Raw genomic sequence first — 20,220 nt, forward strand, 5'->3', positions numbered from 1 at the left:
GCGTGAACGGGGCACAGCGACCCGATGCGGGCGATAACGTTGCAAAGGGCAACGGGCTACAGCAAATGATCGCTTCATCCGGAAAAGCGAGCGATTGTTGCCATTTAGGCGCAATATAAAGAGCAGGGGCCTCCCGCCTGCGCCCGCTTCGGAGCGCGGAGCTGGGCGGCCATCAGTTTTACAGGACGAAAGCGGCCGTCGTGAGATCGGTCACGCCCTCGAGCGCGATGAAGAGGTCGCCAACTCCGTCGCCATCGGTATCGCCGACCACGTACACGCCGGTGTCGCCGGCGTAGAAACGCAGCTCGCCCGCTGTCCCGCTGAAGGCCGCATCGCCGATGAAGGCGAATGCGTCGTCACCGCCGCCCGCGACCGCGTCGATCTGCGACAGGTCGATCCGGTCGCCGTCCTCGCTCGAGAAGTCGAGGATCGTGTCGGCGTTGGTCGCGAATCTGCCGGTGTGGCCGGACTTGAACAGAAAGGTGTCCGCCTCCGTGCCGCCGGTCATCGTGTCCACGCCCCAGCTTCCGGTGAGAATGTCGTTTCCATCCCCGCCGCGCAGGATGTCGTTGCCGTTGTTGCCGTCGAGACGATCGTTGCCGGATCCGCCATGGAGCGTGTCGGTGCCGACGTTGCCCTGCATGAAATCGTCACCATCGTCGCCGAGAAGGATATCGTTGCCCTGCTGGCCAAAGAGATAGTCGGTCTGGTTGCCGCCTTCGATGATATCATTGCCGGTCCCGCCGAACATCCGGTCGGTTCCGTTGTTGCCCTTCATGTAATCGTCGCCGCCGTCGCCGAACATGAGGTCGAAGCCGGTCCAGCCGATCATCACATCGCTGCCCGAACCGCCGCGCAGCACGTCGTCGCCGATATACCCTTCGAGTTGGTCGTCGCCATCGCCGCCTTTGAGGGCATCGTTCCCCATGCCGCCTTTCAGCAGGTCGTCTCCGCCGCGGCCGTCGATTACGTTGGAGAAAACCGTCCCGGCGACCGTGTCGGCGAAATCGGAGCCGTCGAAATTTTCGATGGAGTTAAGCTGGTCGTTGCCAGCTCCTTGGGTGTCCTGCCACACACCTGTCACGTAAAGATTGACCCGCACGCCGCTCGTCGCGGTGACGTATCGGACCGTGTCGATTCCTGCGCCGCCATGCAGAATATCGTTGCCTTCGCCGCCCTCGAGCCGGTCGTTGCCGTCGCCGCCGTAAAGCTGATCGTTCCCGACAACGCCATACATCCGATCGTCCCCGGCACCGCCGTTGAGATAGTCCGGGCCCCCGTCAATTTCGTTGTTGCCGTCAATCAGGTCGGCATTGGGATGACGATCATCCCCGACAAGCACGTCGTTCCCAGCACCTCCGTGAAGACTATCACCTCCTTCCAATCCCTCCAGCAAGTCCGCGTTGGCGGAGCCGTACAATGTGTTTTCGAAGGCACCGCCGCGAATGTTCGCGCCAAGCCCTTCCATGAAGCTGATGTCGGTTAGCTCAAAGTCTCCCTGCACCCACATCTTGAAGGCACCGGCTTCGGTCCGCCCCGTCAGAATATCATTCGCAAGCTCGATGTCCCAAATTGCGACAGCCGATAGGTCAAGCGTGTCGACCCCTCCCGTGAAATCCCGGATCGAGGGCCATTCGAGGTATTCCTGGTTATTCGCAAACGCTGACAGGAGGATGAACGTATCAGCGCCATCCTCGCCCCAGATACTGGTCCCTGCATGTCCGATGTAGATAAGATCATCGCCACTCCCGGCCCTCAATTGATGGGATGACGTGAAATAATCGGAATTGGACGTCCCGGGATCCTCGAAATCCCAGCCGGCAAGATATACGGTGTCATTTCCATCGCGAGCGTATATCAAGCTCGATTCAAGGGAGAGATCATCGTAGATGATGTCATCACCCGCGGTCGAAAGTAACCGCAAATACTCGACCCCCGTCCTGGTAATACGCAGATCGCTCAAATCGGACATGTGAAGGCTGAGCCCAGAAACGCCCATATTCTCGAAATTGATGGTCAGGCGATCGAAACCTGACCCGCCATCGATGTGGGCCGAACTCACATCATCGTAAAACCACACCGAAAAGAAATCGTCTCCCTCGCCACCGTACAGCGATCCGTTGCCCTCATCGAGCCAGAATTGATCCGCCCCGGCGCCGCCATAAGCGAGGTTGATACCTAGGCCGGTTTGTAAATAATCGTCACCGCCTCCGCCATAAAGTGTATCATCGCCGGCGTTTCCGAGAAGTGTATCCCGATCCTCGTTCCCGAAAAGCAGGTCGTCGCCATTTCCGCCCTGTATAGTATCGGCGCCAAGTCCGCCGGAAATCCAATCGTCGCCCTCTTGTCCGTAAAGCGCATCGTTGCCTAGCTCTCCGAAAATTTGGTCATTTCCGGTTTCGCCGGAGCCGCGCTCTCCGTATAACTGGTCGTTTCCTGCGCCGCCGCGCATGACGTCGTTCCCGTCCCCTCCGTCCGCGTAATCATCGCCATCGCCAGCATAAAGAACATCCGCGCCAGCACCGCCATACAGGGAGTCTGCGTTGCTGTTTCCATAAAGTATGTCGCGACCAGTTCCGCCGAAGATACGATCTGCTCCCGTGCCACCAAGGATCAGGTCTTCGCCATTGCCCCCGTCGATATAGTCATCACCGGCGTCACCAAAGATCCGGTCGTCACCCGACGTTAAATTGCTTGTTTCTCCGAATAACTCGTCAGCGCCTTCGCCGCCGCGTATTTCATCGTCGCCTGCGCCACCGGAAACCGTGTCATCCCCGTTTCCTCCATACAATGCGTCGGCCCCGTCCCGTCCATAAATGACATCGTCGCCGTCCGCCCCGTAGATGATGTTGTCGGCACCCACGCCTCGAAGCGTATCAGCTCCAGCAAGCCCCACCTGCGTCAGGATGTGCGCCTGGTCGTTCCAATACCAGGACGAAACCGAATTCCCGTCGGCGCTGGCGTCTCCGTACATGTACTGGATCGCCTGAATATCGAAAGCTTCCAACGTGCCATTGAACCCGATCGCACCATTCGAGGACAGGATGGAAAATTCCGCCGTGTCGACCGATGCGTCGAAGACATTGGTGCCTTCCCATCCGTGCTCGAGCCCTAGGGCGTGCGCAATTTCGTGGAGTAGGAGGTAATAATTCTCCTCGCCGATCTCGTCGTCGATGTAGACATCGGAAGCGTCGGCCCAATCGCCGGTCGTCGGATAATTGGCAAAACCCGCCGCCTGCCCGCCTGCGACAGAGAACAACGCGAGGTCGAAGATCATGAAGTTCATGTCGCCCATGCCATCGGGCACCTCGAAGGCAACGAGGCCGCTTGCCTCGGTGAACTCCGCAATCGCCTGGCGAGCGAGCTCCTGATAGGCCTGAGAGAATTGCTGGAAAGAGGCAATCTGTTCGGGGGTCAGGCTCTCAAGGATATAATCCGGGATTTCCGAGGGAAAAGAATAGGTGAAAAAAGCACCGATACCCGGCGCACGGCTCATGGATGCGCCGCTCAGAAGCGCAGTAAAATCGGTGACGACCGGCATTGAAAAACCCCCACATTATCCTTGTGCGCCATAGCACACCTGGAACTTGCTATCGCTCTTCATTGATTGTGACCCCACCCAATTGGGTGGGGCGTTGAATTTTCCGCGTTCGACACCAGATTTCGGCACACTTCGCCGCTGCGTCTGTTGGACGGGTAGGCACTCGCTTGACACCACAGAACATTTGCGGAACACGCTTCCTCCATGGCACTTACCAAGATCTCCGTCCGCGGCGCGCGCGAGCATAATCTCAAGGGCGTCGATATCGACCTGCCGCGCGACAGTCTTATCGTCATCACGGGCCTGTCGGGCTCGGGGAAATCGAGCCTCGCGTTCGATACGATCTATGCCGAGGGGCAGCGGCGTTATGTCGAGAGCCTGTCGGCCTATGCGCGCCAATTCCTCGAGATGATGCAGAAGCCCGATGTCGAGCATATCGACGGGCTGTCTCCCGCCATTTCGATCGAACAGAAGACCACCAGCCGCAATCCGCGCTCGACCGTGGCGACGGTGACCGAGATCTACGATTACATGCGCCTTTTGTGGGCGAGGGTGGGTGTGCCGTACTCGCCCGCGACCGGCCTGCCGATCGAGGCGCAGACGGTCTCAAACATGGTCGACCGGGTGATGGCGCTGCCCGAAGGCACGCGCCTCTATCTCCTCGCGCCGGTGGTGCGCGGGCGCAAGGGCGAATACCGCAAGGAACTGGCCGAGTGGCAGAAGGCGGGCTTCACCCGCGTGCGCATCGATGGCGAGATGTACCCGATCGAGGAAGCGCCCGCGCTCGACAAGAAGTTCAAGCACGACATTGAAGTGGTGGTGGATCGGCTTGCGGTGAAGGAAGGGCTGGAAACGCGCCTCGCCGACAGTTTCGAGACCGCGCTGAAGCTGGCTGAGGGACTGGCGTATGTCGACCTCGCCGACGGCGTGGTGCCGGGCCGCGAGGGCGCGGGCGAGGCTGGCGGCGCGATGAAGGGGGCGGGCATCCCCGCGAACCGCATCGTGTTCAGCGAAAAGTTCTCCTGTCCGGTCTCAGGTTTCACCATCGAGGAAGTCGAGCCGCGCCTGTTTTCCTTCAACGCGCCGCAGGGGGCCTGCCCGACCTGTGACGGGATCGGCGAAAAGCAGCTGTTCGACCCGCAGCTCGTCGTGCCCAACGAAGCGCTCAGCCTCAAAAAGGGCGCCGTTGTCCCCTGGGCCAAGAGCAATCCGCCGAGCCCCTATTACATGCAGGTGCTCGCCAGCCTCGCAAAGGAATACGAGTTCGATCTTACCACCCCGTGGGAGGAATTCGACAAGGAAATCCGCGACATCATCCTTTATGGCACCAAGGGCCGCGCCATCCCGCTCACCTTCAAGGACGGGCGCAAGCAGTACACGGTGAAGAAGCCGTTCGAGGGCGTGATCGGCAATCTCAACCGCCGCATGCTCCAGACCGAGAGCACCTGGATGCGCGAAGAGCTGGCCAAGTTCCAGACCGCGCAGCCGTGCGAGACCTGCGATGGCAAGCGTCTCAACGAAAAGGCGCTGGCGGTGAGGATCGACGGTACGGATATCGCCACTCCCACCAAGATGAGCGTGGCCGATGCCAAGGCCTATTTCCTCGGCCTGCCCGATGCGCTGAACGACACGCAGCGGCAGATCGCGACTGCCATCCTCAAGGAAATCAACGAACGGCTGGGCTTCCTCGACAATGTCGGGCTCGACTACCTCAACCTCGACCGAACCAGCGGCACGCTGTCGGGCGGGGAAAGCCAGCGTATTCGCCTCGCCAGCCAGATCGGTTCGGGCCTCTCGGGCGTGCTCTACGTGCTCGACGAGCCCAGCATCGGCCTCCACCAGCGCGACAACGACCGGCTGCTCGAAACCCTCAAGCGCCTCCGCGATCTCGGCAACACCGTAATCGTGGTCGAGCATGACGAGGACGCGATCCGCACCGCTGACCACGTGGTCGACCTTGGCCCCGGCGCGGGCGTGCATGGCGGCGAAGTGGTGGCGCAGGGCACGCTGAAGCAGGTGCTCAAGTCGAAGAAGTCGCTCACCGCAGACTACCTCACCGGGCGGCGCGAGATCGCCGTCCCGCAGATCCGCCGCAAGGGCAATGGCCACAAGCTAACCGTCCACGGCGCGCGGGCGAACAACCTCAACAACGTCACCGCCTCCATTCCGCTCGGCACCTTTACCTGCATCACCGGCGTCTCGGGCTCGGGCAAGTCGTCCTTCACCATCGACACGCTCTACGCCTCCGCCGCGCGCACATTGAACGGTGCGCGCATCGTGGCGGGCGCGCACGACAAGGTCACCGGCCTCGACTATTGCGACAAGGTGATCGAGATCGACCAGTCGCCCATCGGCCGCACCCCGCGCTCCAACCCGGCGACCTACACCGGCGCCTTCACCCAGATCCGCGACTGGTTCGCCGGCCTCCCCGAAGCGAAAGCTCGCGGCTACAAGCCCGGCCGCTTCAGCTTCAACGTCAAGGGCGGCCGCTGCGAGGCGTGCCAGGGCGACGGGTTGATCAAGATCGAGATGCACTTCCTGCCCGACGTCTACGTCACCTGCGAGGAATGCGGCGGCAAGCGTTACAACCGCGAAACGCTGGAGGTGAAGTTCAAGGGCCACTCCATCGCCGACGTGCTCGACATGACGATCGAGGATGCGGAAGGCTTCTTCAAGGCCGTCCCCCCGATCCGCGACAAGATGCACATGCTGAACGAGGTGGGGCTGGGCTACGTCAAGGTCGGCCAGCAGGCGACCACGCTGTCAGGCGGCGAGGCGCAGCGGGTGAAGCTGGCCAAGGAACTGTCCAAGCGCAGCACCGGCCAGACGCTCTACATCCTCGACGAACCCACCACGGGCCTCCATTTCGAGGATGTGAGGAAGCTCCTCGAAGTGCTGCAAAGGCTGGTGGACCAGGGCAATTCGGTCGTCGTCATCGAGCACAATCTCGACGTCATCAAGGTCGCCGACCACATCCTCGACCTCGGGCCGGGCGGCGGCGTGCGAGGCGGGGAGGTCGTGGCGCAGGGTACGCCGGAGGAGGTTGCGGAGGTGAGCGGGAGTTATACGGGGCAGTATCTCAAGCCGATGTTGGCCAAGAGCGCCGAGCGGCAGCGGGAGGCTGCGGAGTAGCTAATCGGCTTGGGTCGGATGGATGTACTCATTTTAACATCGCTTTGAGTGCGTTCTTAACAAGATCGGTACTGTCTTGGTCACGAGTTTCATCTCGCTCAATACTCTTTCCGCCTGCCATCAACGCTGTCTCAACCGTGGTCGCGGCTAGAGAAAATGTTTCCGACGCTTTGTCGATATCTTCCATGTCATCTAAGATGACGTCGCAGAACTGTTTGATCTTTCGCGAGTTCAAAAATGGAATGGCCGTTGTGTGTGTCGAGATTGCCCGCGCCGCCATTAGGATGTGCCAGCGAGCAGCCTTATATCCCGTCGAAAGGAGGTTGTTGCGAAAGAGGAATTCGAGCCGATAAGCCATGTAGGATGAGGTATAATAGGGTTCATACAGATGGCTCTTGTCGAAGAGTGTATCCTCATGGATCTTCCGCAGAGTCGCGTAATATCTACTAGCCCTATGGGGATCCTCAAGAAAGACCGCTGAAAACGCTTTAATTTGTTGCGGTACAGAAACGATACGTGTTTTTTCTACGCCGCTCTCAGAAGCGTACTGCTTCGAGCGCCTTTCATAATATAATTTTCTGTCGCCTTCGTAGGTCTCGTAGTGATCCTCAAGAACCTTCTGGAAGTCAGAAAGACTCCGAATTTGCTCGTCGCTAACCTCGGTCTGGCTATTTGTAGCTTCGATCACATTCTTCGTGACATTATCGTCAGATGTCGAAACAATTCGTATTGGAATTGTCACGCTATCATCAATTTGGTCGGCATTTAGGAAGATGACATGACTTGTTTGGCAGCCGTTCACCACTTGGTAATCGGTCAAGGTGAATTTCGTGCCGACACGATTAAGGTCTTTGGCAACAATAGTTACGCCGTTATTCTTAATTGGAAAGGACTGTTTTTCTTCTGACTTAAGAGTGGCGTCAATTTTTTGGTTTACCTTGTTTCCCCCTTGATAATCACGAACATTATCATAGAATATGGATCTTCGAATATTGCCGTGTTCGTCAGTTATAATCTTGAGATATTCGGTTCCTGAGATGATCCCTAGGAAGGACTGATCGACCCCACGAATTTCTGGCAGAGGCAATACATCAGGGATATTTACCTCAACTCGTAAGCTATGCTTTGCTTGACGGTAATTCTGCTGCAGGTCTCTAGCGCCAAGCATATTGACAGAAACCCGTTCCACCAAATTCGTGCTTATTAGGTCGGAGACAAAACTTTCCTCGCGAGCCACAGCGTTGGGTTGGGAATCCCAATTGCCCGTTGTGCAATAATAACAGAACACGTCAGGGTTGCCGCGCTTGAAGTAGGCAGCAGAGTCGTAAATTTCCGTTTTTATCTCGCGTGCGCGTTTGATTTCATCATTAGCCGGAAGTCTCGGATTCTCTTTGAAGAAATCCTTTATTCCAAAGAAAAAGTTGTCGATTTTAGCCGCTTCGAACGTTGCGCTAGTTGTGGATTGTACGAAGAAAAATTGGACATCTAGATATTTGTTGTTGGCGATTATGTCGCCAATTTGCGACTTGTCGGTCACCAAGTTGCCATTAGCGACAATAGCAATTGCATCGAGAGCGCAATCCTCGCCGCCTCGTGTTGTGATGGTCTCTAGGTCCAGTGTGTCTTCTAAGACAGCAGATAGCGCACAATAACTGGCGTAGGCTTCAAATTTTGCGCTCTGGTCGCCTTTGATGTCGTTCAATGACGCAAACTCTGAGACATTTGCTTGGGTGACTTTATCCATCACCAACCTATTGAGAAAACGAGCGTCTATGGCAAGAGCGCGTTGCTCAACTTGTTGTGTTATCCTACTTTTAGACTTCTGTGTAATTAACCCGGTTCACTCAAACCCATGAGGTGAACCATGAACGCTCTCGTCACCATCGAAGCCGCCCCTACCGCCGGTCCTCATGGGGAGGGACACACGATCTTCGGCCCCAAGTCGCAGGCCGAGTTTCTCCAGAACCTCCAGCTGTTCGGCCCAAGGAACGCCTAGGGTCCGGCTTTCCTGCCGGGCGGCGGGGGTCTGAAAGGCTGCGTCCCCCGTGTAACTCCTGTCCTACAACAATTGATAACGCAGCTTCGTCCTCCACCTGTTAGGAGGTGCGCATCGCTGGCCCGTGTTCTGGCTCGCCGGCGACCGTGAGAAGCCGCCGGCATTGCTCCCGCCCATCGTACAGGGGTTGCGTTATGCCCGATTGGCTCTTCATCCTCCTATCCGTCCTGAGCGCCCTCGTGGTGGCCTTCTTGCTGAGCGAGGTGGTCACGCGCCTGCGTCGCCGCCGCTGATCGCCCGCGTTTCCCGTTTGCGCGCTGGCGCTGCGCGCCTTCTCCGCCTGCGACTCCGATTCCGCGCTTGCCGTCCCCCGGTCGCGGACGGTTTCGGCCCTGTCCTACATGCATGGCTCGGTATAATTGGTTCGGTTCACTCAAGCCCGTGAGGTGAGCCAATGAACGCAATAGTTACTATCGAACCCGCCCCCACCGCCGGTCCTCACGCGGAAGGGCACACCGTGTTCTCGCCCCGGCGACAGGCCGAATTCCTCCAGAACCTCCAGCTGTTCGGCAATGTCCGGCTCGCCTGCCGGGCGGCGCGGATTTCCGCGCAGACGGCCTATCGCCAGCGGCGGACCTCTCCGGCGCTGGCGCAGGCGTGGGATGCGGCGCTGCTCGCGGCGCGTGCGCATGCCGAGGCGACGCTGGCCGATCGCGCGCTCAACGGGGTGGAGGAGGCGGTGTTCTATCACGGGGAGGAGGTTGCGCGGCGCAGGCGCTATGACAGCCGCCTGCTGCTGGCGCACCTGGCGCGGCTCGACCGGCTGGAGGAGCGCGAGGAGGTGGCGGCGACGCTGCCGGTGCTCGACGATGTGATCGATGCGCTTAGGGGCGGGGAGGCTAGTGTGGGGGCTGCACTTCGACAGGCTCAGTGCGAACGGGGGGTTGCTCCAGGCGCCGATTCCGTTCGGGCCGAGCCGGTGTCGCGGGGCGACAGCTGCGCTTTCGAAGCCCAGCCGCAAGGTTTCCCCCAGGACCGTGTTCCATCCGTTCCACCCTGTAGGGAATGCGGAGGGCAATGCGACGATCCGGAGGCCACACTCACGCAGGCCGATTGCCAGTGGTTCGGCAACCGGCTCGAGCGCTTCTACGACGCGCGGCCCAAGGACGCGCCCTGCTATGCCGAACTGGCCGGGTACGAGGACGAGCACGAGGCGGACGATGTCGAAATGGCGCAGATGGCCGCCTTCGAGGCGGGCGTGGCGGACTGGTGGCTCGTTGTCGCGGAAGGCGGCGAGGGGGAGGAGGGCGGCAACGCCGGCGGCGGCGAGAATGCCGGATCGCACTTCCGCAAAGCGAAGGATTGGTGACGCGTGAGGGCGTGACGCCCTAGTCGAGCGCCCTAGTCGAGCAGGTCGAGTTCGACCGTGCCGTGACCGCGGGCGATGAGGCCGATTTCCGTGGCAGCGGCACGGCTGAGGTCGATCGTGCGGCCGCGGGTAAACGGCCCGCGATCGTTGATGCGCACCGTCACGCTCTTGCCCGTCGAGGGATTGGTGACGCGGACGAGGCTGCCGAAGGGCAGGGTCCGGTGGGCTGCGGTGTAGCCGTGCATGTCGAACCGCTCACCATTGGCGGTGCGGCGGCCGTGGAACCGCTTGCCGTAATAGGACGCGACGCCGCTGCCCAGCGAAGTCGCCGGAGCTACGGCCTCGACCGGCGGGTCGAAGGTGTCGAGATCGACCGCTTCGGGGCCGGGCTCGGGCGCGTCCGGCAATTCGCGATAGGGGGCGAAATACTCGGTCAGCGTGGGCTGGATGATGGCGGTGGATTCGTTCTCTTCGGAATGGCCGGCAGTGCCGGGCAGCGCCAGGGCCGCAAGGAAGAGCATGCTGCGAAACGCGCGATTGGCCATGAAATGGGACCTCCCGTTCGGTTCGCAACGATATAGGGGAGGCCTGGCGAAGAGTCGTTAACCGTGGTGGAAACTGCCCCGTTTCGGCCACGTTTCGCCGTGGTTTGCATGCTCGCAAGGCGCGAATGGGCGCCTCCGCAGCATGTTGGGGGGCCTCCAGTCATGCACCATCAGAACAGGAATCGACGGATGCGTGCAGCGGGAAAATCGGGCGGCCAAAAGCAAATGGGGCCGGCATTGCTGCCGACCCCACTGTCACCGATGCGTGGCCGAGTTCCTTCAACACAAGGTTCAAGGGACGCAGACTTGGCATCCGATGTTTTCCCTTCTGGCCATCCGAAGACGGTCATCCGGTTCTGTCACCGGCGCTCGCACCGGCATCCGGAGCTACCCTCCGCTCGGCCCGGTTCTGCCGCGTCACGAACCGAAGTTCGCTCGCTTGCATGGCCCAGCCGCGCTTCAACGGGCGGTTCCGCAGCCTGGCCTTCCGTTGGTGGCGGGAGGCTCAAACGGTCACATCGCCTTCCGGTCCGAAGACCTTTATACGACGCCACCTTCGCCCATCCTGCCGGGTTGGCCTGGCTCACATCGAGAAACCTTCGCACTTCCGTCATCGACCCGCCTTGCGTCCGGCAAAAGCCTTCGGCACGAGGGTCTCGAAAAGCACGCGGACAGATCCCGCTGCGTCTTCCCGGTTACGGAATTTCCTAAGTCTTTTAGGTCGTTAGACCGTCGAGACCGGAAGCTTTCCTCGCCGTTCCGATGACTTGAAGCTGCGCCTGATCGGGTGATTCTTCAAGCTGTCAAACCGCGACTTATCCACTTTCCCCGGTTTTCGCGGTGGAGGAGGGTGGATAACTCAACGCTCCGTCGCAAATTCCGGAGCGTGCGCGACCGCAGACACGTAATTTTACGCTTCCGAGACGATTTCTCGCGAAATTCTCCTACCGGTCGCGTTTGGCCAGCAGGCGCAGGCGCAGGGCGTTGAGCTTGATAAAGCCCTCGGCGTCCTTCTGGTCGTAGGCGCCCGCGTCATCCTCGAAGGTGACGTGCGCTTCGGAGTAGAGCGAGGCGTCGGACTTGCGGCCCACGACCATGGCGTTGCCTTTGTAGAGTTTCAGCCGAACAGTACCGCTGACCTTCTCCTGGCTGAGGTCCACCGCCGCCTGCAGCATCTCGCGCTCGGGGCTGAACCAGAGACCGTTGTACACCAGCTCGGCATAGCGCGGCATGAGTTCGTCCTTGAGGTGCGCCGCGCCGCGATCGAGCGTGATCTGCTCGATACCGCGATGGGCACGGGCGTAGATCTCGCCGCCGGGCGTTTCGTACATCCCGCGACTCTTCATGCCGACGAAGCGGTTCTCCACGAGGTCGAGGCGGCCGATGCCGTGTGTGCGGCCGAGATCGTTAAGCGCGGTCAGCAGTTCCGCCGGGCTCTTCGTCTCGCCGTTCAGCGACACGCCGTCGCCCTTCTCGAAGCCGATCTCGATATATTCGGGCGTATCGGGCGCGTCCTCGGGGTGGTCGGTGCGCGAATAGACGTAGTCGGGCGTTTCCTGCCACGGATCCTCGAGCACCTTGCCCTCGGACGAGGTGTGGAGGAGGTTCGCATCGGTCGAGAAGGGGCTCTCGCCGCGCTTGTCCTTGGGCACGGCAATCTGGTGGGCCTCGGCCCAGGCGATCAGCGCGGTTCGCGAAGTCAGGTCCCATTCGCGCCACGGGGCGATCACCGTGATGTCCGGATCGAGCGCATAGGCCGACAGCTCGAAACGCACCTGGTCGTTGCCCTTGCCGGTCGCGCCGTGGGCGATGGCGTCGGCGCCGGTCTCATGCGCGATCTCGACGAGGCGCTTGGAGATCAGCGGACGCGCGATGCTGGTGCCAAGCAGGTAATCGCCCTCGTACCGCGCATTGGCGCGCATCATCGGGAAGACGAAATCGCGCACGAATTCCTCGCGCAGATCCTCGATGAAGATGTGCTCGTCCGGAATGCCCATGGCGCGGGCCTTTTCGCGCGCCGGCTCGATCTCCTCGCCCTGTCCAAGATCGGCGGTGAAGGTCACCACTTCCAGCCCGCGCCCCACTTCGAGCCACTTGGCGATGACGGAAGTGTCGAGGCCGCCGGAATAGGCGAGGACGACACGCTTGATATCGGACATGGGAAGCACCTTTCGACTGTGGCCGCGCCGCTAGCAGCCGCGCAGGCGCGCTGGCAATCAAGAAGCGCTGTGCGCGCCCTCAGGCAGCCTTCTCGCCGCGCTCGCCTGACTTCGGCGGAGTATAGAACGACACGCGGTTCCGGCCTTCCGACTTGGCCGCGTAAAGCGCGCTGTCCGCCCCCCTCAAGGGGTACGCGCTTTCCCGTTCACGCAGGCAATCTATGCCGATGCTGATAGTAAGCGGAAAGCGATTACCTTCGGGCGAATGGAAATCCTGCGCCTCAACCGTTTTGCGCAAGCGTTCCGCTACCTCATGCCCGCGCGCCAGCGATGTGTCGGGTATCAGCACACCGAACTCTTCTCCGCCCAGGCGAGCCACCAGCCCATCGGATGCGATTTCCCGCGCGAACAATCGGGCCAAAGCCCTCAAGGCTTCGTCGCCGGTATGATGACCGTGGTGATCGTTGACCTGCTTGAAGCGGTCGACATCCGCCAGCAGGACGGTACCCCCGCCGCCGCTTTCCAGTCGCCGCCCGATCTCGTCGAAGAATTCGCGACGATTGGGAAGGTCGGTGAGCGCGTCGTGCGAGGCTTCGTAGGCCAGTTGCCTGTTCAGCCGAGCGAGTACTTCCGCCTGCGAGGCCACGACCAACGCCACCGGGACGGCGCAGACCAGCGGAATGGCTACGGCCAGCGAAAGCGCCAGCACGACATGCTCCCCGTCGCTGGGCCTGAACGCCATCACGATGAGCGTGCAAAACAGCGAGCCAGCCGTGAGAATGCCTGCGATAATCGCCGTCGATCGGATCACTCGCCGGTTGATGAGTAAATCTCGCACCATGATCCGGCGATAGGTCCCAGATGTTGAGAACCGATTAACCCGGAATCGCTAGTCGCTTTGCGACCGCGCCGCCATTTGGCATAGGCGAGGGCTGGACAGGGATTGAGGGGCGCTGGTTATGGGGTTGTGGAGCAAGGCGAAGGGGCTGGCGGAGCAGGCGCCGCCCGAGCGTAACCGCTATGTCGATTTCCTGCGCGCGCTGTCGATCCTCGCGGTGGTGGTCGGCCACTGGCTGGTCGCCGCACCTTATATCGGTAGCGATGGCGAGGTGTTCGGCGGGCATTTGCTCGGCATCCTGCCGTGGACGCAATGGCTCACCTGGGGCTTCCAGGTCATGCCGATCTTCTTTCTCGTCGGCGGTTATTCGAACGGGGTGAGCTGGGCCTCGACCCGCGCCAAGCAGGGCCATTATTCCGACTGGTTCGCCAGCCGCATCCAGCGCCTGATCAACCCGGTCTTCCCAGTGCTGCTGGTGTGGGCGGGTTTCGCCTTTGTCGCCACGCAAGTGGGCATGGCGCGCGAGACGGTGCGCATGGCAGTATTCCTTGCGCTGATCCCGGTGTGGTTCCTCGCGGTCTATCTGCTGGTGACCGCGCTCGCGCCGTTGACGTGGAAGCTGTGGGAGAAGCTCGGCTGGGGCAGCGCGGCGCTGCTGGTGGCAGGCGCGGTACTCGTTGACTGGCTGACGCTGTCGCAGGGCGTGCCTTATGTGAATTTCCTCAATTTCCTCTTCGTGTGGCTGGGCATCCACCAGCTCGGCTATGCCTGGCAGCAGGGGAGACTGCCGCAGGGCAGGGCGCTGGCGCTGTTCCTCGTGGGCCTCGCCGCACTGGTGGGCCTCACCATCTATGGCCCCTATCCCATTGCCATGATCGGCGTGCCGGGGGCCGAGATCACCAATTCCATGCCGCCGACGCTCGCGCTGCTGGCGCTGGGCGTGACGCAGACGGGGCTGGTGCTGGCGCTAGAACCGTGGGGCAGGAAGCTGCTCGACAATCTCACCCTATGGACCGCGACGGTGCTGATGAACGGCATGATCATGACCGTCTATCTCTGGCATTTGACGAGCTACGTGCTCGTGATGGTTGCCGCATGGCTCGCCGGAGGGATCGGCCTTCGCGTAATGCCCGGCACAAGCGAATGGTGGCTCGCGCGCCCTGTCTGGTTCGCGCTCTACATTGCCGCGCTACTCCCACTGATCGCCATCTTCGCCCGCTACGAGCGTGGCAGCGGAGCCGCCAAGCGCGAGACCCCGGTCCCGCACCTTCGCCTCGTGATCGGCATGATCGCGATTTGCGTGGGCCTGGCCATGACCGCCGCGATCAGCATCGCCAGCCCCGAGGGCGTGACCGGCGTGCGCCTATGGGTCGTGGCGCTGCCCTTCGTGGGAGCCGCGCTGGTGGGGTTCGGGCCGGTCTATCGGTGGGTGCGGGGATAACCAATAGCCACTTATTGCGCATCCCGAGGAGTATACGGTATTTCAGATGCTTGCTTGTTCTGAAAGGCACACATGCAGAAGATTGATGCCGGGTATCTTTATGAATTGGGAGCCATCATCCGTCCGATGAGGGGCTTGGGGTTCGCAAAGGTCTCCGACGTCTGGCATTGTCAATCTATTCTCTTGGCAGCCCATGAAGCTATCCAACAGTTTATCACTGGGAGTATTTATCGGGAGGCGCTTCGCACTTCGCCTCACTACGGACGCCTGCTACTCATGGAAATTGAGAGAGTCCTGGAAGAGCTTCGAAAGCCTGATTACGCAAATTCCGACAAAACGATCCCCTTTGGCATCTTCCATCCCATGTCTCAGGCGTTTGACAAGTTCGAGCCCGTCATGGTGGCAGAACTTCAGGCGGCTTCGATCTTTTTTGTGCCACCGAAAGGCGGGTTTGATACTGAGATTCTGATCGAAGATGGAATGCGGCTATTTCCAGACTCCGTAAGGTTTAAAGCCCCAGAGACGGAAAATGACCTCAGTCAGGCCGCGAAGTGCCTGGCATTCAATCTTCCGACAGCTGCAGGATTCCATCTTCACAGGGCAAATGAAGCGGTCCTTCGACGATATTTTGATAAGGTTGCTGGCGTTGAGAAAAGGCCAAAGGTCCTTAGCATGGGATCGTTGCTTGGTGCCTTGAAAAAGCTCGAAGTGGGTGACAAACGAATTATCACCGCGCTTGATAACATAAAGGAATTTCACCGAAATCCACTAATGCATCCCGAGCACACTCTAGAAGATTCGGACGAAGCAATAAGCCTGTACTGCGCTGTCCGAGCGGCGATGGGGTACATGCTGGAGGAGTTAGAAGTAGATTTCGTTGCCGCAATGGAGGCCGGTGATCACCCCAACCTCGGGCCGCAATAACTGCTTCCCGCTTTCCTACTCGGTCCACAGCGCGGTAATCTTTTCCTGCGATGCTGGAATTTTCTCCTCTAAGACAGAAGCTGGAACGTCGTAAACTTGAGCAGTTTGCGCCCGCATTCACGCATGTGGCAGATTTCCCCCAGGACCGTGTTCCACCCGTTCCACCCTGTCGGGCTTCGCGGGCGCAAACTCTACTTGCATCCTACAGCGCGCTACTCCGCTGCTTCCCTCTGCGCGAAACGCCATTCGGGCACCTTGTCCGCGTCGGCGGCGCGCAGGCGGGCGCTCTCTTCCATGATCCACTCGCGGGTCATGGGGATGGCGCTTCGGTCCTTCACGTAGATCAGCTGCCAGTTGACCATGTCGCCGTGGCGGAAGCTCTGTTCGGCGCCGGCGAGGTAGTAGAGCCACATGCGGTAGAAGGTCTCGTCGTACATATCGACGATTTCGGCGCGGTGCTGGACCGTGCGGTTGTACCATTCCTCCAGCGTGTGGCTGTAGTGGAAGCGCATCGCCTCCACGTCCATCACCTGCCAGCCGTATTGCTCGGACTGGCTGACCAGTTCGGACAGCGCCGGGATGTAGCCGCCGGGGAAGATGTAGGTGCGCGTCCAGGCGTCGGTAAAGCCGGGAGGACCGGCGCGCCCGCAGCAGTGGCTCATCATCACGCCGTCGGGTTTGAGCAGGCGGGCGGTGTGCTCGTAGAACTGCGGGTAGTGCGGCGTGCCCACGTGTTCGAGCAGGCCGACCGAGCTGATGCGGTCGAACTGGCCGGTTACGTCGCGGTAGTCGGTGAGGCTGAACTTGACCCGGTCCGCCACGCCCGCTTCCTCCGCGCGCTCCTTGCAGAAGGCGATCTGGTCGGGGGCGAGGGCGACGCCGTGGACCTCCACGTCGTAATGCCGCGCAAGGTAGAGCGCGAAGCCGCCCCAGCCGCAGCCGATGTCGAGGATGCGCTGGCCGGGCTGGATGTACATCTTGGCGGCAAGGTGCGCCTTCTTGTCGAGCTGCGCCTTTTCGAGCGAGGTCGTAGCCGGGTCCTCGCGGTAATAGGCCATGGTGTACTGGCGGTCCTCGTCGAGGAAACGCTCGTAGAGCTCGCGGGTGAGGTTGTAGGTATGCTCGGCGTTCTTGCGGGCCTTGCCGCGCAGGTTGATGCTGTCGGCCTTGGCGATCAGGCGCTGGGCGGCGGTGCGCAGCTTGCCCTTGGACTTCAGCGCCTTGTCGCCGGGCTTGCCCGCCTGCTCGGTAACGAAAAGGATGAGGTCGCGGATATCATGTGGTTCCTCGACCTTGAGCCAGCCCCACATGAACGCCTCGCCCGCGCCCATCTGCGGATAGCGGGCGATGTGGTTGGCGGCCTTCTTGTTCGTCAGGCAGATGTGGATCGGCGGCTCGCCCGCATCGCCGGTGCCGTAGTCATAGGTCTTCCCGTCGTAATCGGTGACCTGCATCCGGCCATGTTTGATGGCGGCCTTCAGGAACTTGTCGAGCAACCACATACGCTTGTTCTCTCCCCACAGTATGGCGGCGAGCATGGCACGGGATGCCAAACTGTCAATCGCGTGCTAAATTTGCCCACATGGCAGAGGCGAAGACACAGATCACCGCAGTCGATCCGGCCGATTTCCTCGCCGCTGTCGAGCCGGAACGGAAGCGCGAGGAAGCTGGCGTGCTCGACGAGCTGTTCCGCAAGATTACGGGCGAGGAGCCGAAGATGTGGGGGCCGAGCATCATCGGCTATGGTCAGTATCGCACCACCTACGACAGCGGGCGCGAGGTTCACTGGCTGCGGAGCGGGTTCAGCCCACGCAAGGCCAAGCATTCGCTCTACCTGATGGGCGGCTATTGCGATGCGGAGGCAGGCGAGCGGCGCGATGCGCTGCTGGCAAAGCTGGGGAAGTACAAGACCGGCAAGAGCTGCCTCTACATCAACAAGCTCGCCGATGTGGACATGGATGTGCTGGAGGACCTGCTGCGTAACGACTGGGCGGCGATGGCGCGCAAATATCCGGAATAGCGGTCAGATACCGGCATACCACTGGTAGCCGGAGCGATCCTCCCAATAGCCGCCTTTGCCGTCGCCAATATCGTCGAGGCTGGCGACCGCCTCGATCGCGGTGAGGTATTTGGCGTGCTTGTAACCCAACTGCCGCTCGATCCGCATCCGCAGCGGTGCGCCGTTCTTGACCGGTAGCGGCTCGCCGTTGAGGCGATGCGCGACGATGGTCTGCGAGTGGTAGGCGTCGATGAGGTCGACGCTTTCGTAATAGTCCTGCCCGTTGAGATTGTCTGCGCAGCGGAAGACAATGTACTTGGCTTCCGGCTTGAGCTTCGCGGCATCGAGGATCAGCGAAAGCTGCGGCCCGGTCCATTCGCCGATCGCGCTCCATCCCTCGACGCAATCGTGGCGCGTCACCTGCGTGCGCTGGGGCAGTTTGCGGATGTTGTCGAGGCTGAGGCTCATCGGGTTTTCGACCAGCCCCCGCACCTCCAGCCGCCAGTTGGCGAAACCTTCGGCGGCCTGCGCGGGATAGTCGCCGTTTTGCGGATCGATCGAGCCGTTGCCGCGGAAATAGGGCGAGATGGCACTCTTGGGATATTCGGGCGCCAGAGCCTCGCGGTCTGTCAGGAAGCGATGCGCGCCTTGATGCCATTTCTCGGCCGCCCCCAGGAGGTGCGATCCGGCATCGCTTTCGGCGATCTTGTTGCAGCCAGCCACGAAGCCGGCGCCGATCACGGCGAGGAACCCTCTACGCTTCATTGTGCCTGCCCCCGGTGATCATGTCGCGAATCTGTCCGATGGGGCCGGCCAGCAGGACCAGCAACACATGGACGATGAAGAAGCCGAACAGCGCGAACGCGAAGATGAAATGCAGACTGCGCGCCGATTGCCGCCCGCCTAGAAGGTCCACGAGCCAGCCGAAGGTTGGCTCCATCCCCGGGCTGATCGCGATGCCGGTGAGGATCATCATCGGCAGAAATACGCCCAGCACGAGGCCGTAGGCGAGCTTCTGCAGGAAGTTGAACTTGCCGCCTTCGTGGTCGAAGTTGAGCTTCAGGTGCTGGACGACGTCGTGCCAGATCGCGCCCGGCTTCCATTCGGCGCGGGTGGTGACCAGATCGCGCTTGAAATGGCGGTTCACCAGCATGGCTACCCACATGAACAGTAGCAGGAGCGCGAAGGGCCACGCCATCAGTATGTGCCAGTCGCGCGCGACGGCGAGGCTGTAATAGCCGGGTATCGTCATCCAGTCAGGAAAGCGCGGCACGGCGAGCCAGGCCTGCTCGGGCGCGAAGCCCCAGTCGCCCCAGTAGAGGCGTCGATGCGCGTTGGAGATGGTCAGCCCCGACATGAACAGCACCACCACGCAGACGAGGTTCAGCCAGTGCCAGATCCTCGTGCTGAGCGCGTGCCGTTTCATGCCGCGTGCTCGCGTGCGAGGTAGATCACGTCGCGGTCCTGCTGCAGCAAATGCTGGCCGCTGTCGACATAGACCGTCTGGCCGCTGGCGAGAACGCCGCTGGCGAGGAACAGCGCCGCATCGGCCACTTCTTCCACCGAGGTTCGTCGGGTGAGCAGGTTCATGCGGTGCGAGATTTCGGCCTCTTCCTCGCTTTGGTCATGGCTGGCGAGGATAGCGCCGGGCGCAAGTCCGTAAATCCGGTCCTCGGTACGGCAGGCACCCATCGATAGCATCGTAATGGTTGCGTCGAGCGCGTGCTTGCTCATGGTGTAGCTGAAGAAGTCGGGGTTGGGATTGGCGAGCTTCTGGTCGGTCACCTGAATCACGCGACGACCACCATCGGCTGTGGCGTGGCCGAGATAGGCTTGAGCGAGCAGGGCAGGGGCGCGGGCGTTCACTTGCATCGCCCGCTGGTTCGTCTCGGGGTCAAGCTCGGTTACAGCGTCGGGCTGGAATACCGAGGCGCAGTTGACGAGGCAGCGCCAGTCGACGAGATCGTTCGCCAGCCTTGCCGCAAGGGTGCGGACCGCCTCGAGATCGCACAGGTCCACCTGGCAAGTCTCTGCACTCCGCAATTCGGCCGCGAGCGCATCGGCCGCTTCGCCGGACGAGTTGTAATGAATAACGACGTGCCATCCAGCTTTGCAGAAAGCCCGGCTGATCGCTGCGCCGAGGCGCTTGGCGCCGCCCGTTACCAGAACCGAGGGTTTCGTCTCGCTCATCGCCAGGGGCATAGGGCCTTGGAAGCGAATAGGAAAGCGGCGCCGCCACCTTGGGAGTGACGACGCCGTGAAGTAACGACCCTTAT

General features: G+C 61.0%; 15 protein-coding genes. 6 read left to right on the top strand and 9 right to left on the bottom strand.

What is annotated here, in order from left to right; translation table 11 throughout:
- Positions 1-178: 178 nt before the first annotated feature.
- Entirely contained in the window at positions 179-3,541 is a 3,363-nt protein-coding gene (locus ED21_RS00990) for a type I secretion target repeat protein (RefSeq protein ID WP_006831935.1), read from the bottom strand.
- 204 nt (positions 3,542-3,745) lie between these two features.
- On the opposite strand from ED21_RS00990, the gene uvrA reads away from it, so the two are divergent.
- Positions 3,746-6,673, top strand: coding sequence for an excinuclease ABC subunit UvrA (uvrA, locus tag ED21_RS00995; protein ID WP_006831936.1), 2,928 nt, complete (start codon positions 3,746-3,748; stop codon positions 6,671-6,673).
- Between the two features lie 28 nt (positions 6,674-6,701).
- On the opposite strand, the gene ED21_RS01000 is transcribed toward uvrA, so the two are convergent.
- Entirely contained in the window at positions 6,702-8,417 is a 1,716-nt protein-coding gene (locus tag ED21_RS01000; protein ID WP_006831937.1) for an AIPR family protein, read from the bottom strand.
- Between the two features lie 120 nt (positions 8,418-8,537).
- Between ED21_RS01000 and ED21_RS15895 the strand changes: the two genes are divergently transcribed.
- Both ED21_RS15895 and ED21_RS14570 read left to right on the top strand, forming a co-directional pair.
- Positions 8,538-8,669 (top strand): hypothetical protein, encoded by a 132-nt coding sequence (locus tag ED21_RS15895; RefSeq protein WP_006831938.1) that lies wholly within the window; start codon positions 8,538-8,540, stop codon positions 8,667-8,669.
- Between the two features lie 454 nt (positions 8,670-9,123).
- A complete protein-coding gene (locus tag ED21_RS14570) occupies positions 9,124-10,038 on the top strand; it encodes a hypothetical protein (protein ID WP_050784689.1) in 915 nt (304 codons plus the stop codon).
- 32 nt (positions 10,039-10,070) lie between these two features.
- On the opposite strand, the gene ED21_RS01010 is transcribed toward ED21_RS14570, so the two are convergent.
- From ED21_RS01010 to ED21_RS01020, 3 genes are all read right to left on the bottom strand, one after another.
- Positions 10,071-10,583 (bottom strand): septal ring lytic transglycosylase RlpA family protein, encoded by a 513-nt coding sequence (locus tag ED21_RS01010; protein WP_006831941.1) that lies wholly within the window; start codon positions 10,581-10,583, stop codon positions 10,071-10,073.
- A 944-nt stretch (positions 10,584-11,527) separates the two neighbouring features.
- Positions 11,528-12,742 carry an argininosuccinate synthase gene (locus ED21_RS01015; protein WP_006831942.1) on the bottom strand — a complete coding sequence of 405 codons (1,215 nt, stop codon included), beginning with the start codon at positions 12,740-12,742 and terminating at the stop codon, positions 11,528-11,530.
- Positions 12,743-12,821: 79 nt separating this feature from the next.
- Positions 12,822-13,583, bottom strand: a complete 762-nt coding sequence (locus ED21_RS01020) for a GGDEF domain-containing protein (RefSeq protein WP_083800349.1) — start codon at positions 13,581-13,583, stop codon at positions 12,822-12,824.
- 118 nt (positions 13,584-13,701) lie between these two features.
- On the opposite strand from ED21_RS01020, the gene ED21_RS01025 reads away from it, so the two are divergent.
- Positions 13,702-15,021 (top strand): acyltransferase, encoded by a 1,320-nt coding sequence (locus ED21_RS01025; protein WP_006831944.1) that lies wholly within the window; start codon positions 13,702-13,704, stop codon positions 15,019-15,021.
- A 72-nt stretch (positions 15,022-15,093) separates the two neighbouring features.
- Entirely contained in the window at positions 15,094-15,945 is an 852-nt protein-coding gene (locus tag ED21_RS01030) for a hypothetical protein (protein ID WP_006831945.1), read from the top strand.
- 212 nt (positions 15,946-16,157) lie between these two features.
- Here the strand turns inward: ED21_RS01030 and ED21_RS01035 are convergent, their stop codons facing one another.
- Entirely contained in the window at positions 16,158-17,498 is a 1,341-nt protein-coding gene (locus tag ED21_RS01035) for a cyclopropane-fatty-acyl-phospholipid synthase family protein (RefSeq protein ID WP_233995683.1), read from the bottom strand.
- Positions 17,499-17,527: 29 nt separating this feature from the next.
- On the opposite strand from ED21_RS01035, the gene ED21_RS01040 reads away from it, so the two are divergent.
- Positions 17,528-17,965, top strand: coding sequence for a DUF1801 domain-containing protein (locus tag ED21_RS01040; protein ID WP_006831947.1), 438 nt, complete (start codon positions 17,528-17,530; stop codon positions 17,963-17,965).
- 3 nt (positions 17,966-17,968) lie between these two features.
- Here ED21_RS01040 and ED21_RS01045 read toward each other — a convergent pair whose 3' ends face one another.
- From ED21_RS01045 to ED21_RS01055, 3 genes are read right to left on the bottom strand one after another with little or no spacing between them, the layout of a single operon-like run.
- Positions 17,969-18,709 (bottom strand): molybdopterin-binding protein, encoded by a 741-nt coding sequence (locus tag ED21_RS01045; protein ID WP_006831948.1) that lies wholly within the window; start codon positions 18,707-18,709, stop codon positions 17,969-17,971.
- Entirely contained in the window at positions 18,699-19,370 is a 672-nt protein-coding gene (locus ED21_RS01050; RefSeq protein WP_006831949.1) for a cytochrome b/b6 domain-containing protein, read from the bottom strand. The genes ED21_RS01045 and ED21_RS01050 overlap by 11 nt, the downstream gene beginning before the upstream one ends.
- Positions 19,367-20,134: an SDR family oxidoreductase gene (locus ED21_RS01055; RefSeq protein WP_034921138.1), complete on the bottom strand. Its 768-nt coding sequence runs from the start codon at positions 20,132-20,134 to the stop codon at positions 19,367-19,369. Before ED21_RS01055 ends, ED21_RS01050 begins: the two co-directional genes overlap by 4 nt.
- Positions 20,135-20,220: the final 86 nt, after the last annotated feature.

It is taken from the genome of Erythrobacter sp. SD-21, assembly GCF_000181515.1.
Taxonomy (GTDB): Bacteria; Pseudomonadota; Alphaproteobacteria; order Sphingomonadales; family Sphingomonadaceae; genus Qipengyuania.

Excerpts from the sequence above, each read along its gene's own strand:
- ED21_RS01015 (WP_006831942.1), bottom strand. The coding sequence starts at position 12,742 with ATGTCCGATATCAAGCGTGTCGTCCTCGCCTATTCCGGCGGCCTCGAC.
- ED21_RS01030 (WP_006831945.1), top strand. The coding sequence starts at position 15,094 with ATGCAGAAGATTGATGCCGGGTATCTTTATGAATTGGGAGCCATCATC.
- ED21_RS01045 (WP_006831948.1), bottom strand. The coding sequence starts at position 18,709 with ATGAAGCGTAGAGGGTTCCTCGCCGTGATCGGCGCCGGCTTCGTGGCT.
- ED21_RS01055 (WP_034921138.1), bottom strand. The coding sequence starts at position 20,134 with ATGAGCGAGACGAAACCCTCGGTTCTGGTAACGGGCGGCGCCAAGCGC.
- ED21_RS01010 (WP_006831941.1), bottom strand. The coding sequence starts at position 10,583 with ATGGCCAATCGCGCGTTTCGCAGCATGCTCTTCCTTGCGGCCCTGGCG.
- ED21_RS01040 (WP_006831947.1), top strand. The coding sequence starts at position 17,528 with ATGGCAGAGGCGAAGACACAGATCACCGCAGTCGATCCGGCCGATTTC.
- ED21_RS15895 (WP_006831938.1), top strand. The coding sequence starts at position 8,538 with ATGAACGCTCTCGTCACCATCGAAGCCGCCCCTACCGCCGGTCCTCAT.
- uvrA (WP_006831936.1), top strand. The coding sequence starts at position 3,746 with ATGGCACTTACCAAGATCTCCGTCCGCGGCGCGCGCGAGCATAATCTC.
- ED21_RS01020 (WP_083800349.1), bottom strand. The coding sequence starts at position 13,583 with ATGGTGCGAGATTTACTCATCAACCGGCGAGTGATCCGATCGACGGCG.
- ED21_RS00990 (WP_006831935.1), bottom strand. The coding sequence starts at position 3,541 with ATGCCGGTCGTCACCGATTTTACTGCGCTTCTGAGCGGCGCATCCATG.
- ED21_RS14570 (WP_050784689.1), top strand. The coding sequence starts at position 9,124 with ATGAACGCAATAGTTACTATCGAACCCGCCCCCACCGCCGGTCCTCAC.
- ED21_RS01025 (WP_006831944.1), top strand. The coding sequence starts at position 13,702 with ATGGGGTTGTGGAGCAAGGCGAAGGGGCTGGCGGAGCAGGCGCCGCCC.
- ED21_RS01000 (WP_006831937.1), bottom strand. The coding sequence starts at position 8,417 with ATGGATAAAGTCACCCAAGCAAATGTCTCAGAGTTTGCGTCATTGAAC.
- ED21_RS01050 (WP_006831949.1), bottom strand. The coding sequence starts at position 19,370 with ATGAAACGGCACGCGCTCAGCACGAGGATCTGGCACTGGCTGAACCTC.